Annotated in this window: 16 protein-coding genes; 9 read left to right on the top strand and 7 right to left on the bottom strand. The window is 67.4% G+C overall.

The features are described from left to right. Nucleotides 1-342: 342 nt before the first annotated feature. Together dapD and E1261_RS19125 are read left to right on the top strand one after the other, a co-directional pair. On the top strand, nucleotides 343-1,278 hold the full coding sequence (dapD, locus tag E1261_RS19130) for a 2,3,4,5-tetrahydropyridine-2,6-dicarboxylate N-succinyltransferase (RefSeq protein WP_132408244.1): 936 nt from the start codon (nucleotides 343-345) through the stop codon (nucleotides 1,276-1,278). 103 nt (nucleotides 1,279-1,381) lie between these two features. After that, the gene (locus tag E1261_RS19125; RefSeq protein ID WP_132408243.1) at nucleotides 1,382-2,359 is read left to right on the top strand and encodes a VldE C-terminal domain-containing protein; all 978 of its coding nucleotides are present in this window, start codon (nucleotides 1,382-1,384) and stop codon (nucleotides 2,357-2,359) included. Between the two features lie 43 nt (nucleotides 2,360-2,402). Here the strand turns inward: E1261_RS19125 and fdxA are convergent, their stop codons facing one another. Further along, on the bottom strand, nucleotides 2,403-2,732 hold the full coding sequence (fdxA, locus tag E1261_RS19120; protein ID WP_132408242.1) for a ferredoxin: 330 nt from the start codon (nucleotides 2,730-2,732) through the stop codon (nucleotides 2,403-2,405). 203 nt (nucleotides 2,733-2,935) lie between these two features. On the opposite strand from fdxA, the gene E1261_RS19115 reads away from it, so the two are divergent. Both E1261_RS19115 and E1261_RS19110 read left to right on the top strand, forming a co-directional pair. Then, on the top strand, nucleotides 2,936-3,784 hold the full coding sequence (locus tag E1261_RS19115; protein ID WP_238176302.1) for a GNAT family N-acetyltransferase: 849 nt from the start codon (nucleotides 2,936-2,938) through the stop codon (nucleotides 3,782-3,784). An 11-nt stretch (nucleotides 3,785-3,795) separates the two neighbouring features. Then, nucleotides 3,796-4,233, top strand: a complete 438-nt coding sequence (locus E1261_RS19110) for a type II toxin-antitoxin system PemK/MazF family toxin (RefSeq protein WP_132408241.1) — start codon at nucleotides 3,796-3,798, stop codon at nucleotides 4,231-4,233. A gap of 16 nt (nucleotides 4,234-4,249) precedes the next feature. Here E1261_RS19110 and E1261_RS19105 read toward each other — a convergent pair whose 3' ends face one another. The 5 genes from E1261_RS19105 to E1261_RS19085 form a co-directional block, all read right to left on the bottom strand. Next, a complete protein-coding gene (locus E1261_RS19105; RefSeq protein ID WP_132408240.1) occupies nucleotides 4,250-6,025 on the bottom strand; it encodes a VanW family protein in 1,776 nt (591 codons plus the stop codon). Between the two features lie 138 nt (nucleotides 6,026-6,163). Beyond that, on the bottom strand, nucleotides 6,164-6,685 hold the full coding sequence (locus tag E1261_RS19100; protein WP_238176301.1) for a flavin reductase family protein: 522 nt from the start codon (nucleotides 6,683-6,685) through the stop codon (nucleotides 6,164-6,166). 56 nt (nucleotides 6,686-6,741) lie between these two features. Then, nucleotides 6,742-7,656, bottom strand: coding sequence for an N-acetyl-1-D-myo-inositol-2-amino-2-deoxy-alpha-D-glucopyranoside deacetylase (gene mshB, locus E1261_RS19095; RefSeq protein WP_132408239.1), 915 nt, complete (start codon nucleotides 7,654-7,656; stop codon nucleotides 6,742-6,744). Between the two features lie 51 nt (nucleotides 7,657-7,707). After that, a complete protein-coding gene (locus E1261_RS19090; RefSeq protein WP_132408238.1) occupies nucleotides 7,708-8,004 on the bottom strand; it encodes a LuxR C-terminal-related transcriptional regulator in 297 nt (98 codons plus the stop codon). Between the two features lie 165 nt (nucleotides 8,005-8,169). Further along, nucleotides 8,170-8,538 (bottom strand): (deoxy)nucleoside triphosphate pyrophosphohydrolase, encoded by a 369-nt coding sequence (locus tag E1261_RS19085; RefSeq protein ID WP_132408237.1) that lies wholly within the window; start codon nucleotides 8,536-8,538, stop codon nucleotides 8,170-8,172. 61 nt (nucleotides 8,539-8,599) lie between these two features. Between E1261_RS19085 and E1261_RS19080 the strand changes: the two genes are divergently transcribed. The 5 genes from E1261_RS19080 to E1261_RS19060 all read left to right on the top strand — a co-directional run bounded on the left by E1261_RS19080 (nucleotide 8,600) and on the right by E1261_RS19060 (nucleotide 13,067). Beyond that, nucleotides 8,600-9,226, top strand: a complete 627-nt coding sequence (locus tag E1261_RS19080; protein WP_132408236.1) for a hypothetical protein — start codon at nucleotides 8,600-8,602, stop codon at nucleotides 9,224-9,226. Nucleotides 9,227-9,333: 107 nt separating this feature from the next. Beyond that, a complete protein-coding gene (locus tag E1261_RS19075; RefSeq protein ID WP_132408235.1) occupies nucleotides 9,334-9,627 on the top strand; it encodes a hypothetical protein in 294 nt (97 codons plus the stop codon). Further along, nucleotides 9,627-10,427, top strand: coding sequence for a hypothetical protein (locus E1261_RS19070; RefSeq protein WP_132408234.1), 801 nt, complete (start codon nucleotides 9,627-9,629; stop codon nucleotides 10,425-10,427). The genes E1261_RS19075 and E1261_RS19070 overlap by 1 nt, the downstream gene beginning before the upstream one ends. A 13-nt stretch (nucleotides 10,428-10,440) precedes the next feature. Beyond that, nucleotides 10,441-12,321, top strand: a complete 1,881-nt coding sequence (locus E1261_RS19065) for a fumarate reductase/succinate dehydrogenase flavoprotein subunit (protein ID WP_132408233.1) — start codon at nucleotides 10,441-10,443, stop codon at nucleotides 12,319-12,321. Beyond that, nucleotides 12,318-13,067 carry a succinate dehydrogenase/fumarate reductase iron-sulfur subunit gene (locus tag E1261_RS19060; protein WP_132408232.1) on the top strand — a complete coding sequence of 250 codons (750 nt, stop codon included), beginning with the start codon at nucleotides 12,318-12,320 and terminating at the stop codon, nucleotides 13,065-13,067. The genes E1261_RS19065 and E1261_RS19060 overlap by 4 nt, the downstream gene beginning before the upstream one ends. A 71-nt stretch (nucleotides 13,068-13,138) precedes the next feature. Here the strand turns inward: E1261_RS19060 and E1261_RS19055 are convergent, their stop codons facing one another. After that, entirely contained in the window at nucleotides 13,139-14,083 is a 945-nt protein-coding gene (locus E1261_RS19055) for a phosphotransferase family protein (RefSeq protein WP_165952564.1), read from the bottom strand. Between the last annotated feature and the right edge of the window lie 170 nt (nucleotides 14,084-14,253).

The raw sequence follows: 14,253 nt of genomic DNA, 5'->3' as shown, positions 1-14,253 counted from the left end.
CCCCTTCGACCACCCCCGAAAAGCCGAAGGACACCGCCTCCGGCGGCGACTCTCCCCTCAGCCCGTACTCCAGCCACTGACCAACCTCTCCGATCACCCGTCTCCGGCAGCTCGCCAGGCGGGGATCCCGCGAGCCCACTCGACTTGATCAGTGGTGACGGTCCGCCCGCCGCCGAGCAATCCCCTCGCCGCGAAGGGGGAGGCGGACCCCAGGGCCATCACATTTGCGGGCCGAGCCTCGCCGCACGCCTGCGCCCGCTCTCGCAGCCTCAGTTGTGATGGCCTGCAGGTCCGGGCGACCACCCTCCGCGCGGGCGACCAGGCGTCTGGCAGGCTGTGCTTATGACGAACGCGACTCACGCCTGGGGCTTTGGCCTTGCGACTGTTACTGCCGGCGGGACTGTGCTGGATGTTTGGTATCCGGCGCCGGAGCTGGGTGAGCGGCCGGAGGATGTGAAGGCGCCGGCGGAGTTGGTGGCCGCGGAGGGGAACGACGAGCTGCGTGAGGTACGGCGTGAGGTCGTAAGCACGCAGATCGTGCTGGCCGAGGGCCCCCAGGGCACGGCGGATGCGTACCTGCGGCTGCACCTGTTGTCGCATCGGCTGGTTCGGCCGCACGGGGTGAGCCTGGACGGGATTTTCGGCGCACTGCCGAACAATGCGTGGACGTCGGTCGGGCCGGTGCCGGTCGAGGAGATCGAGCACGTGCGACTGCGCGCGCGGGCGGCTGGTCAGCACCTGAGTGTGACGAGTGTGGACAAGTTCCCGCGGATGACGGACTACGTCGTACCGAGTGGGGTGCGGATCGGCGACGCGGACCGGGTGCGGCTGGGTGCGCACCTGGCCGAGGGCACGACCGTCATGCACGAGGGTTTCGTGAACTTCAACGCCGGCACGCTCGGTACGTCGATGGTCGAGGGCCGGATCGTCGCCGGGGTCGTGGTCGACGACGGCAGCGATATCGGGGCCGGCGCATCGATCATGGGCACGTTGTCCGGCGGTGGGACGCAGGTCGTGTCGATCGGCAAGCGCTGCCTGCTCGGAGCGAACGCTGGAACCGGGATCTCGCTCGGTGACGACTGCGTGGTCGAGGCGGGTCTCTACGTGACGGCCGGGACCAAGGTCACCCTGCCCGACGGCAGCGTGGTGAAGGCCCGCGACCTGTCCGGTCAGCCCGGGCTGCTGTTCATCCGCAACTCGGTCACCGGAGCGGTCGAGGCCCGGCCGCGGAAGGGTGAGGGCATCACCCTCAACGAGGCGCTGCATGCGAACGCGTGATCGTTGACACCACGCGCGCCAACCGCTGGGCGGGTTCGAGCGTCAACCACATCGTGATCTACACCGCGGAACCAGGCCACCGCTGTCGCACGTTGGGAGCGGTATGCCGATGAAGCGAGGCGTGCTCGTTGCCTTGGGGTCCATCGGGGCGCTCAGCCTCGTCATCGGCGGAGCTGTGGCCTGGGTCGGCGGGAAGGACCTCGGCCCGCTGCTGCCACCGCCGGAGCAGTGCGTGGCCACGGTCAACGGTGCGACCGTCGAGCTCGAGCTGGACCAGGCCGAGTCGGCCGCGATCATCGCGGGCGTCGCCGTACGGCGTGGGCTGCCGGGCCGGGCGGTCACGATCGCGCTCGCTACGGCGTACCAGGAGTCCGGCCTGCGCAACCTCGCCCATGGGGACCGGGACTCGCTGGGTCTGTTCCAGCAGCGGCCGTCCCAGGGCTGGGGTACGACGAAGCAGGTGCAGGACCCGCACTACGCGTCCGGCAAGTTCTACGACGCCCTGGTGAAGATCAAGGACTATCAGAAGCTCCCGATCACCGTCGCGGCCGACCGCGTCCAGCGCAGCGCCTTCCCGAACGCATACGCCGACCACGAGGGCGACGCCCGGGTGCTCGCCTCCGCGCTGACCGGCAATTCGAAGGCCGTCTTCAGCTGCACGGTCAACCCGGACGGCGTACCGGTCCAGACAGTCGGCAAGAACGGGCTGACGCCCCGCGCGGACGCCGTACGGCGGGATCTGCTGGCAACGTTCGGGCGGATCTCCACCGGTGGTTACGCGCCGGGCGGGGTCCGGTCCGGGCACATGGAGGGGTCGGCGCATTACGAGGGCCGGGCGGTCGACGTGTTCGTCCGGCCGATCACGGCGGCCAACACGACCAAGGGCTGGGCGATGGCGCAGTACCTGGTCGCCCGGGCCAAGCTGCTGAACATCCGCACGATCATCTTCAGCGACAAGATCTGGACCGCCGGCGGCCGCTCGGACAGCGGCTGGCGCGACTACACGCCGCCGAACCGCGGCGGCGACGAGAAGATCCTCCGGCACCTCGACCACGTGCACGTCGACGTACTCGACGACTGAGCTGAGACAGGTGGGGTGCCTGGTGGCACCCCACCCTCAGGTCTCAGTGCTCGTCGTGGATCTGCAGCGGCAGGGCGGCGATGAACTGGTGGTCCTTGTCGATCTTGCCCATCTTGGACGCGCCACCGGGCGAGCCCAGGTCGGTGAAGAAGTCGACGTTCGCGGTGTAGTAGTCCTTCCACTGCTCCGGGGTGTCGTCCTCGTAGTAGATGGCTTCGACCGGGCACACCGGCTCGCACGCTCCGCAGTCCACGCACTCGTCGGGGTGGATGTACAGCATCCGGTTGCCCTCGTAGATGCAGTCCACGGGACACTCCTCGACACAAGCGAGGTCCTTCAGGTCAACACACGGCTGCGCGATGACGTAGGTCACTGCTACTCCTCCTATGGCAGGCACGCGCAGCGATGGTCCTCTGGGTTGCTGCGATGCGGTGGTGCAAGAGTCTCTAGTATCACGGTAATACGTCGCCCACTCTGCCAGGAGTCCGGATCGTGTCAGGCCTTGGTACTCGTGATATCGGACACCGTGTTGTGGTCCGGCATCGAATTAAGGGTGGCCTAACCGACGTCATCGGCGTGCTCGAGGACCGTCGGGAGGGTCAGCTGGTGGTCCGGCATGCCGACAGCAGCCGGCACGAGATCGAACTCTCCGCGATCACCGCCGCCAAACCGATCCCGGAAATGCCGCTGCGCCCAGTCGACGTAGAGCAACTCTTCCTGACCACCGCGCTGGGCCGCCCGGCCGCCGAGACCGTGCATCTGGGCGAGTGGTTGCTGCGAGCCTCCTCTGGCTGGACCGGTCGCGGCAACTCGCTGCTCCCGGCCGGGAACCCTGGGATGCCGCTCGCCGAGGCACTCAAGCGTGCTGAAACCTGGTACGGCGAGCGCGGGCTGCCACCGCAGGCCCAGATCCGCCTCGGCAGCCCGGCCGCCACCGACCTGCAGGAGCTCGGCTGGATCGACGCCCACCCCGAGCGTTCCGACGTACTGGTCATGCACACCACGCTCGACCACGTGAACGCGCTCCCGCCGTACGAGGTCCAGCTCGCCGAGCACCCCGACCAGGCCTGGTACGGCGTCGCCTTCGAGGGACCGGTTCCCGCCCCGGCGCCGATTGTGCTGGAAGGTGCGCCCAAGGCCGTCTTCGCCTCGATCACGGTCGACGGCGAGCCGGTGGCGGTCGGCCGGGGCGCGATGACCGGTCACTGGCTCGGAATCGGCGCTCTCCGGGTCGAACCGGCTCACCGAGGCCGCGGGATGGTGGCGGCCGTCGTACAGGCTCTGGCGCGCTGGGCAGGGCCTCAGGGCGGCCGCCGGACCTATCTGGAGGTCCTGGAGAGCAATCTGCCGGCGGTGACGGCTTACCGGCGGCTCGGATATATGGAGGCGTATCGCTACCGGTATCTGGTGAGTCCGTCCCGCTAGGCTCAGCCGGTATGGCGGATCACGTGGTGGAGCGGCCCGAATACCCGGGGGATTTCGAAGGCACCGTGCGGGTCGAGTACACGCCGCACCCGGATGACGGGGTGGCGGATCCGGGTGAGGTCGTCTGGACGTGGGTCCCGTTCGAGGAGGACCACCACCGCGGGAAGGACCGGCCGGTGCTCGTGGTCGGGTCCGACGGGGCGTACCTGCTGGCGTTGATTCTGACCAGCAAGGACCATGATCGCGACGCCGCCGACGAGGCCCGCTGGGGCCGGGTCTGGATGGACGTCGGCCAGGGGGCCTGGGACCGCGAGGGACGGAACAGCGAAGTACGGCTGGACCGGGTCCTCCGCGTCGATCCGGTCCTCGTCCGCCGCGAGGGTGCGGTGATCGGCGAGGACCTGTTCAATCAGGTCGCTGCCGGGCTCCACACCCTCCACCGCGGCTGATCAGCTCGGAGGCTGATCAGCTCGGAGTACGGGGCGGGGTGGTCTGGGTGCCCTGCGGACCGTTCGGGCCGCCCGGGGGCGGGGTCGTGGTCCCGGGCTTCGGGCCGCAGCGGATGTCGTCGGCCGCGTTGTAGTGCGTGGTGAACTGCTCGGTCTTGACCTTCGCGCCGTTCTTGTAGAAGTCCCGGAAGATCGTGATGTCGAAACCGGCGGTCGGTGCCTGCGGCCGGCAGCCCGGCTCCTGGCTGTAGACCAGGCCGGGGGCGCGGTTGTTCGACTTGCCGGAGGCCCGCGCTTTGATCTCGTACACCTTGGTGCCCCAGATCTTGACCGTGATCCGGCCCTGGCTGCCGGGCTTGGACGCGGTGAAGATGGTCTGGATGTAGATCCCGTTGTTGGAGTCGTTGAGGAACTTCAGGTCCACCGACGGCCACGCGACGGTCGCCTCGCGGCCGATCGGGTAGCGGCTGATGTAGACGCTGTGCGCCTTGTGCTCGACATCCTTGAGCCCGGCGAAGAACGCCGCGTTGAAGGTCGTGGTCGCCGACTGCGAGACACCGCCGCCGAGGTCCAGCTTGAAGACGCCACCGCTGATGATGTTGCCCTCGGTGAAGCCGTTCTCCTTGGTCCGCTCGCCGACGATCTTGTTCAGGCTGAACATCTCGTTCGGCTTCAGCAGCGTGCCGTTGATCTTGCGGGCCGCGGTGCCGATGTTGGTGTTGCGGTACGGCGCGTGCGGGAACTCGGTGGTGAACTCCCCCATCACCTCTTTGATGCCGAGCGCCTGGATCTGCTCGGTGGTCACCTTCGCCTTGGTGCTCGCCAGGCCGACCGCGGCCTTGCGCTCACCGGCCGGCTTGGTCAGCACCGAGATGATCGCCGGGACCACCTTGGTGCGGTCGACGACCATGCCGTCGACCGCCGGGACGACCCGCGGCTTACCGCCCGCGATCTCGAAGGTCGCGTCCTTCGGCAGCGTCTCCAGGGTCTTGAACCGCTTCTGGAACAGCGGCTCCAGCTGCTTGCCGCTCAACGTGGGAGTGACCTGGCCGTCCTTCACCGTGAAGGTCAGCGCCGGTGCGAACTCGGACGGGCTGAGCGAGATCGACTTGTCGCCGACGGTCAGCCTGATCGGCGCGGCCACGGCCGGCTCGGCGAAGTCCGTGATCGCCTTGCTGATCGCGTCGGAGTCGGCCTGCGGCTGGGTCACCTGCACCGGCAGGTCCGCCGCGGTGCCGCCGCTCGGGTAGGCCTTGAGCACGACGTCGACGGCCTTCGCAGTGTCCAGCTCGAGACCTTCGGCCGGCTTGTGCGAGACCGGCTTGAGGCCGTCGAAGGTGATCGAGCCCTCGGTCGCCGGGCGGTTCACCTGCTTGGCGAGCTTCGCGACCGCAGCCTGCAGCTTCGCCTCATCCTTGGTGACCACCGGCTCGACCGCGGAACCACCGGTCAGAGCCCGCCAGATCCGGGCGGGGCCCAGGCTGCGCCCGGCACCTGCCTGCGCCACGGTCGCGTCGACGTCCAGGCTGAGTCCAGCCTCGGCCGGATTCACCGAGTACGACGTCGCGGAGTCGCCGGCCTTGAACTTGACCGGCTGCGCCAGCCGATCCTTCAGCCCGGTCTCGAGCTTGGCCTTGGCGTCGGTCTGCGACAACCCGCCGAGCGGGATACCGAGCACGGTGGTGTCACCGGGAATCTTGTCTCCGGCGAACGCGAAGGCGGCGCCGTACCCCACGACGAGCACGCCTAGTCCTGCCGCGGCAATAATCCCCGCGAGCTGCTTCTTCCCCACCGGACGAAGTCCTCCTGCTCAATGCCGTGGTCAGGCCTGTGCCCGCTCGGGACACAAGGGCATATCTTACGGGACGGGGCAGGCCTTCCCGACCTTTGGGGCAGGCCCCGCCTGCCTCAAAAGCCCCCTTCGCCACGCTCAGCGGCCGGGCAGCTCCCGATAGTGACTGGCGTGATGGACCAGCGCCCCGGCGTTCGGGGCTTCCCCGAGGCCCAGACTGAGCACCTCGCCGACCACGATCGTGTGGTCACCACCCTCGTACGTCGCCCAGGTCCGGCACTCCAGCCACGAGAGCGACCCCGTGATCACCGGGCAGCCGGTCTTCGGGCCGGCCTCGGTCGCAACCCCGTCGAACTGGCTGTACAGATCCCGCCCCGACCGGGCGAACCGGGCGGCCAGCTCCTGCTGGTCCGCCGCCAGCACCGATACAGCCCAATAGCCGCAGTCGAGGACGGCGTCGTGCATCCGGACGCCCTTGTCGACGCAGACCAGCACCAGCGGCGGGTCCAGCGACACCGAGGTGAACGCGTTCGCCGTCATCGCATGGGCCACGCCGTCCTGCAGCGTGCTCATGATCAGGATCCCGGCCGCGAACTGGCTCAGTGCCGCCCGGAACTCCTCGGGCGGCACGGTCCCGCTGGGCTCGGGAGTCACTGACACCTCAGCAGCCTATGCCCGGCCGATGGTTGATGTCTGAACCAAGCGTGTGGCGACGGTCACGCGAGGCCGGCAAACAGGTCGTCCTCGACGCCGTTGGGACCGGGGGCGGCCGTGCCCTTGACCAGGCGGTAGCCCTCGTCGCCGAAGATCGAGCTGCCGTTGTTGTTCGACAGGGCGAAGAACGGCCCGTCCACCGTGATCTGGGTGGCGTGCGCCTTCATCGCGTTCATCTTGCGATCCATGTACGCCGAGCCGTCGACGATCGCGTCGATGAACCGGTCCGGGGTGATCATCGGCGGCATCGGGCCCTCCGGATCCATCCCCTCGAAGGTCGTGGTGTCGCCGGCCGCGCGGAGCTCGCGCAGGCTCGCCCGCATCGCCGACTCGATGATCGCGGTCCAGTAGATCTTCGGGATCTCCCAGGCCGGGCCGAGATCCTCCCGGTACGACCGGGCGCCGGCCAGGGCAGCGGCGTACATCGCGACGCGGTGCGCCTTGATGTGGTCGGGATGGCCGTAGTTCCCGTACTCGTCGTAGGTGACCAGGACCTGCGGGCGGATCTCCCGGATCACCGGGACCAGATCGTTCGCCGCGGTCAGCAGGTCGGCCTGCCAGAAGCTGTCCTGACGGGTGTCCGGCGGGACGTCGGCGTTGCCCTCGTCGTTGTAGATCATCCCGGTGTCGCGGTACTTGCCGGGGCCGCCGAGGTAGCGGTGGTCGGTGACGCCGAGCTCGGCCATCGCGGCGTCGAGCTCGGTGATCCGGTGTGGTCCCAGCTGGTCGGTCTGGTCAGCGGCCAGATGGGACAGATCCGGAACGAGCACCTCGCCCTCTTCACCGAGAGTGCACGTGATCAGCGTGACGTGGGCGCCTTCGTCCACGTACCGCGCCATGGTTGCGCCGTTGTTGATGGTCTCGTCGTCAGGGTGGGCGTGTACCAACAACAACCGACGGTCAGGGAGCTCAGCCATGTTCAAACACTACGTCGCAGCCCCGACAGTTATTCCCGCCAGTTGTTCCGGTCAGCCGAAACGACGGACCAGCAGGCAGCCGGCCTGGAACCGGGACTTGGCGCCGAGCCCGACCACCAGGGCACTGACCTCGGCCCGGACCGTCCGCAGGGACAGGCCGAGCTCACGAGCGATCGCGGCATCCTTCGTCCCGGTGGACAGCATCCGCCCGATCGCGATCTGACGGCTGGTCAGCTCCTTGATCGCCGCCGGCGTCTGCCGCCGGGATCCCAGTTCGTAGATCTCGCAGACATCTTCCGGTTCGACGTCTTCCCTCCGGATGGAAGGGACGACCTGATACACCGACATTCCTCACTCCTCCCCAGTAGCGTGCAGAAGGATTCTCGCGGCCGGCGTAGACCACTCACCAGGTACAACCCATACAAACGACCCATACAGTTGCGGTCGGGGCCGTTTTCTCAGCGTGATCCGACGGTTCCGGAACGTCGTTTCCGCCGAATGTGACTTCCGCCACTACAACTGGTTGCGCAGGGCCCTCACGAACGGCCGATCCGGTACCAGCCAGTCCGCTTCGACGAGTTCGTCCGCCCCGAACCACCGCAGTTCGGCGTGCTCCCGCCGTACCGGCTCGCCCGTCACGATCGTCGCCCGGTAGACGTGCAGCCGGTACTTGTCGGAGATGTCCACCCCGGGTCCGAGTGAGGCGCCGATCTCGACATCGAGGTCCAGTTCCTCGCGCAGTTCGCGGGCACCCGCCTGCGCTTCGGTCTCCCCTGGCTCGACCTTCCCACCCGGGAACTCCCAACCACCCTCAGACCCCGGCCGGTACGCCGCCAGCACCCGCTCGCCACGCACGACGGCTACCCCTACAACAATCTGCACAGGACGACTCTGTCAGACATGTAACGAAAAACCGTCGGTGGGCTAGGGCACGATGAGCCGTATGCCGTTGCAGAACAGGGTTCTTCCCACCCAGGAGATCGTGGCCGAGGACGGTCGCGGCCTCCTGATGGGCAACCGTGGCACCCTGCACAGCCCGGATCGCCGCCTCGGCACGACGCGCTGGCGCTCCAAGGCGTGGATCTGCTGCGTCCTTGACTGGAAGGGAGTTCAGCGCGATCCGATGCCGGCCGGGCGCTGGACGGCCTTGTTCTTCTTCGACGAAGCCGTCGCCCTCGCCGCCGGGCATCGACCTTGTCATTACTGCCGGCGCAGAGACTTCCTGCGGTACGCCGGGGCCTGGGCGCAGGGACAAGGCCTCGACGAACGCCCACGCGCGCCCGCGATGGACGCCGTACTGCACAGTCAACGCGTCGAGCCGCGCACGCGCCGGCAACGCACCGCCGTGCGACCACTGGCCGAGCTGCCCGACGGCGCCATGGTCCGGTACGACGGCCGTCCGGCGCTCGTGCTCGACGGACAAGTGCTGCCGTGGTCGTGGCAGGGTTACGAAAACCCGCGCCGGCCACCGGGACTGATCGAGATCGAGGTGTTGACGCCAGCGGCGAATCTCGTTGTGCTGAAGGCCGGATTCACTCCATTACTCCACTCGTCGGCCGTCGGCAACTGAGGCAACCCTAAGTAGAAACACGCCGTACCGAGAGGTCTTCCGTTGCATGCCGGAGCGCGGCAAAGTGTGCCCATACTGACAGCTACAACACCATCACTGGAGTCGGCATGGGTGAAGGCAACAGCGACGTTGCGCCCGTCGTCCGCGCACTCGAAGCGCTACATGCGGCCGTCGGAAAGCTCAGTCAGACCTACGGAGACACCCTCGGCGTCCGCCGACTGGTGTCCGACGTGGCCCGCTTGAGCGACGACTTGGCCGAGCTCGGCCCTCCCGACCCGAAGCACAGACCCGGACCGGTTCCGGAGGACCTCGAGGAGATTCCCGACGTGGAGTATGACGCGTCCATGTGGACAGACGCGGAGCATGAAGGCTTCGGCGCACCTGATCGGCGTGCCCCCTGATGGCACATGGAGTTGATTCGCCGGGACGCGCACAGGTTGGACTGAAGACAGCAAGGACCGATCGGTGGTGGCTGGCGCCGCTGCGGATCGGAGTGATCCTGGGCTTCTTCATCGTCTACGCGACGATCCGGATCTTCATGAACAAGTGGTACTGGGTGGACGAGCACCACTACCTGACCCCGCTGTACTCGCCGTGTGTCACCGAGTCGTGTGTGCCGGGGTCGAGTCACCTGGGGACCTGGTTCCCGAAGTTCCCGGTGTTCATCCCGTTCAGCATCATCACGTTCGCCGTACTGGCCGGCTTCCGCGGTACTTGCTACTACTACCGCAAGGCGGGCTGGCGTTCGCTACTGCTCGCGCCCGGCGCGTGCGCCGTACCGGAGCCGCACAAGAAGTACAGCGGTGAGAGCAAGTTCCCGCTGACCGGTCTGAACCTGCACCGCTACTTCTTCTACGGCGCGCTGGTCTTCGGTGTGCTCAACGTCTACGACGGCGTGCTCGCCTTCCACGGCACGGACGGCGGCTTCGGCATCGGCCTCGGCACGGTGATCATCTGGATCAACCTGGTGATGCTCTGGCTGTACACGCTGTCCTGCCACGCCTGCCGGCACATCGTCGGCGGCCGGCTGAAGAACTTCTCCAAGCACCCGTGGCGGTACCGGTACTGGACCTGGGTGTCCAAGCTGAACCCGAAGCACGGCACGTTCGCGATGGCGTCGCTGTTCACCGTGATCCTGACCGACTTCTACATCATGGCGCTGTCGGCCGGCTGGTTCTCCGACCTGCGCTTCTTGAACTGAGGATCTGCGAGATATGACTGAGCTGGAACGACACACCTACGACGTCGTCGTGATCGGGGCCGGCGGCGCCGGTCTGCGCGCGGCGATCGAGGCCCGCGAGCAGGGCAAGCGCACCGCGATCGTGTGCAAGTCGCTGTTCGGCAAGGCGCACACCGTGATGGCCGAGGGCGGCTGCGCGGCCGCGATGGGCAACGCGAACGCGAACGACAACTGGAAGACGCACTACGTCGACACGATGCGTGGCGGCAAGTTCCTGAACAACTGGCGGATGGCCGAGCTGCACGCGCAGGAAGCCCCCGACCGGGTCTGGGAGCTGGAGACGTACGGCGCTCTGTTCGACCGGACCCCGGACGGCAAGATCAGCCAGCGCAACTTCGGCGGTCACACCTACCCGCGGCTCGCGCACGTCGGCGACCGGACCGGCCTGGAGCTGATCCGCACCCTGCAGCAGAAGATCGTCTCGCTGCAGCAGGAGGACTTCGAGGCGACCGGCGACTACGAGGCCAACCTCAAGGTGTACGCCGAGTGCACGGTCACCGAGCTGCTCAAGGACGGCGACGCGATCTCCGGTGCCTTCGGGTACTGGCGTGAGTCCGGCCGGTTCATCCTGTTCGACGCGCCCGCGGTCATCCTGGCCACCGGCGGCGTCGGCAAGTCGTTCAAGGTCACCTCGAACTCGTGGGAGTACACCGGTGACGGTCACGCCCTCGCGATGCGGGCCGGCGCGACGCTGATCAACATGGAGTTCATCCAGTTCCACCCGACCGGCATGGTCTGGCCGCCGTCGGTGAAGGGGATCCTGGTCACGGAGTCGGTGCGCGGCGATGGCGGCGTACTGAAGAACTCCGAAGGCAAGCGGTTCATGTTCGACTACGTTCCGGACGTCTTCCGTGCGCAGTACGCGGAGACCGAGGAAGAGGCCGACCGCTGGTACAAGGACGCCGACAACAACCGGCGCCCACCGGAGCTGCTGCCCCGCGACGAGGTCGCCCGGGCGATCAACTCCGAGGTCAAGGCCGGCCGCGGCACCCCGCACGGCGGCGTCTTCCTGGACGTCTCCTCCCGGCTGCCCGCCGAGGAGATCCAGCGCCGGCTGCCGTCGATGTACCACCAGTTCAAGGAGCTGGCGGACGTCGACATCACCGCGGAGCCGATGGAGGTCGGCCCGACCTGTCACTACGTGATGGGTGGTGTCGAGGTCGAGCCGGACACCGCGCAGTCCTCGGTCAAGGGCCTGTACGCCGCCGGTGAAGTGGCCGGCGGGATGCACGGTTCGAACCGCCTCGGCGGCAACTCGCTGTCCGACCTGCTCGTCTTCGGCCGCCGCGCCGGAGCCGGTGCGGCGATGTACGTCGAGTCGCTCGGCAAGGACCGGCCGCAGATCTCCGAGGCCGATATCGACGCTGCCGCGGCCGAGGCCCTGGCGCCGTTCGAGCTCGAGGGCGGGGAGAACCCGTACACGATCCACCAGGAACTCCAGCAGTCGATGAACGACCTGGTCGGCATCATCCGCAAGGCCGACGAGATCGAGCAGGCGCTGGCGCGGCTGACCGAGTTCCGCGGCCGGATCGCGAAGATGACGGTCGAGGGGCACCGGCAGTTCAACCCCGGCTGGCACCTCGCCCTGGACCTGCGCAACATGCTGACCGTGTCGGAGTGCGTCGCCAAGGCCGCCCTCCTGCGGGAGGAGTCCCGCGGCGGTCACACCCGCGACGACTTCCCCGGGATGAACGCCGAGTGGCGCAAGCTGCTCCTGGTCTGCTCCCTGGAGAGCGACGGCGACGCGGTCACCGTGGTCAAGAAGGACCAGATCCCGATGCGCGAGGACCTGCTCGAGCTGTTCGAGCGCACCGAACTGGCGAAGTACCTCACCGAAGAGGAGCTGCCCGCATGAGTTACCTAGCCAAGTTCCGTGTTTGGCGGGGCGACGCCGACGGCGGTGGGCTGAAGGACTACGAGGTCGAGGTGAACGAGGGCGAGGTCGTCCTCGACGTCATCCACCGGCTGCAGGCGACGCAGACGCCGGACATGGCGGTCCGGTGGAACTGCAAGGCCGGCAAGTGCGGCTCCTGCAGCGCCGAGATCAACGGCATGCCGAAGCTGCTGTGCATGTGCCGGATGAACACCTTCGAGGAAGGGGAGACCGTCACGGTCACCCCGATGCGGACCTTCCCGGTGATCAAGGACCTCGTCACCGACGTCTCCTTCAACTACCAGAAGGCCCGCGAGATCCCCGCGTTCAAACCGCCGGCCGACCTGAAGCCCGGTGAGTACCGGATGCAGCAGGTCGATGTCGAGCGCTCGCAGGAGTTCCGCAAGTGCATCGAGTGCTTCCTGTGCCAGGACACCTGTCACGTCATCCGTGACCACGAGGAGAACAAGGAATCCTTCTCCGGCCCCCGGTTCCTGATGCGCATCGCCGAACTCGACATGCACCCCCTCGACGCCGGCGACCGCCAGCACGCGGCCCAGGAACAACACGGCCTCGGCTTCTGCAACATCACCAAGTGCTGCACCGAGGTCTGCCCCGAACACATCAAGATCACCGACAACGCCCTCATCCCGATGAAGGAACGAGTCGCCGACCGCAAGTACGACCCCATCGTCTGGCTGGGCAACAAGATCCGCCGCCGCGCCTGACACTGGTGTGCTTTGCTGCTGCGCCCGATCGCTTGTTGCGGTCGGGCGCAGTTCTGTTGTGGGAACCGCAGTTAGCCGAGGCGTCGTAGAGCTGTCTCGACGGCGGTCTCGACCCCGGAGGTCATGCCGGGCACATCGACGGGACGGCGCCCGGCGACCTGGGCGCTGATCCACTTCGACGCGCTGTCGTCGTAGTGCAGCAGGGCATACAGGTCCCACCACGGATCGAGAGTCACCCCGGCGATCGACTCGTAGAGCGACCGAAGCTGCTCCGCCCACTCGGGCGAGTAGAGCGCCGCGAGGTACCGCCGACAGTGCCCGACGTCGATGGCGCGCGACCCCTGATGGATGGAGTTCCAGTCGGTCAGGCCAGTGATCTTCCCGCGCGACCACAGCAGGTTGACCGGCAGAAGATCGCAATGCAGAAAGACAGCCTCGTCCTCTGGCGGCAGCTCGGCCATGGCAGCGAACGCCGTTTTCCACACAGCCGGCTTGTGTGCGTCGGTCGGCACCCGGAACCCGTCCAGAGGAGCGATCCAAGAATCCGTCCAAGGTCTGAACGTCTTCGCGGGAAGATCCAGGGAGTGCAGCAAGACAGCAAGCTCCGCGATCCGCGTCAGCCACGACCGAGGTTCCGCCGGATTGAGGTCAACGTGCCCCGGCAACCGCGTCATCAGCAACGACGGCGCGCCTCCCGTCGAAGCACCGGCAACATCAGCAGCCAGGATGCTCGGAACCGGCAGCCCGCTCCCCGCCACCACGCCAAGGTTGGCGATCTCCTGCTCCAAGGGCCCCTTTAACCCAAGCCCACCCGGGTACTGCCGCAGCACGACGAACGTTCGCGTCCCACCGCGCTCGACAGTCAGCCGATGCACCGCCGAGCAGACACCACCGGTCATCCGCCGATACCCAACCACACGACTGCCCCGCCCCATCGACGCCTCAACCCACTCGAACGTCTCCCCAGAGGGCCGCCGCTCCCTGAACCCGCCATCCCTCCAGTCGCCGTCACTCATGACCACGACCCTATGCATCAGACCCCTGCCGCGACACACGGTTTTCCAACCCACCGAGGCAGTGCGGATGTCGTCGGCAAGGACACGTAGTAGTCGACCTCAAGGCCCTCCCAGACAACCCGCCAAGCACGAACTGCCCCCGCAGAACCGCACACCACGTGTCCTTACCG

The organism is Kribbella albertanoniae, assembly GCF_004348455.1.
GTDB classification, from domain to species: Bacteria; Actinomycetota; Actinomycetes; order Propionibacteriales; family Kribbellaceae; genus Kribbella; species Kribbella albertanoniae.
This window is presented reverse-complemented; position numbering and strand designations above follow the sequence as displayed.

What these genes read in the sequence shown, in the direction of transcription:
- dapD (WP_132408244.1), top strand. Translation starts at nt 343, where the DNA reads ATGACGAACGCGACTCACGCCTGGGGCTTTGGCCTTGCGACTGTTACT.
- E1261_RS19125 (WP_132408243.1), top strand. Translation starts at nt 1,382, where the DNA reads ATGCCGATGAAGCGAGGCGTGCTCGTTGCCTTGGGGTCCATCGGGGCG.
- E1261_RS19110 (WP_132408241.1), top strand. Translation starts at nt 3,796, where the DNA reads ATGGCGGATCACGTGGTGGAGCGGCCCGAATACCCGGGGGATTTCGAA.
- mshB (WP_132408239.1), bottom strand. Translation starts at nt 7,656, where the DNA reads ATGGCTGAGCTCCCTGACCGTCGGTTGTTGTTGGTACACGCCCACCCT.
- E1261_RS19090 (WP_132408238.1), bottom strand. Translation starts at nt 8,004, where the DNA reads ATGTCGGTGTATCAGGTCGTCCCTTCCATCCGGAGGGAAGACGTCGAA.
- E1261_RS19080 (WP_132408236.1), top strand. Translation starts at nt 8,600, where the DNA reads ATGCCGTTGCAGAACAGGGTTCTTCCCACCCAGGAGATCGTGGCCGAG.
- E1261_RS19075 (WP_132408235.1), top strand. Translation starts at nt 9,334, where the DNA reads ATGGGTGAAGGCAACAGCGACGTTGCGCCCGTCGTCCGCGCACTCGAA.
- E1261_RS19070 (WP_132408234.1), top strand. Translation starts at nt 9,627, where the DNA reads ATGGCACATGGAGTTGATTCGCCGGGACGCGCACAGGTTGGACTGAAG.
- E1261_RS19065 (WP_132408233.1), top strand. Translation starts at nt 10,441, where the DNA reads ATGACTGAGCTGGAACGACACACCTACGACGTCGTCGTGATCGGGGCC.
- E1261_RS19060 (WP_132408232.1), top strand. Translation starts at nt 12,318, where the DNA reads ATGAGTTACCTAGCCAAGTTCCGTGTTTGGCGGGGCGACGCCGACGGC.
- E1261_RS19055 (WP_165952564.1), bottom strand. Translation starts at nt 14,083, where the DNA reads ATGAGTGACGGCGACTGGAGGGATGGCGGGTTCAGGGAGCGGCGGCCC.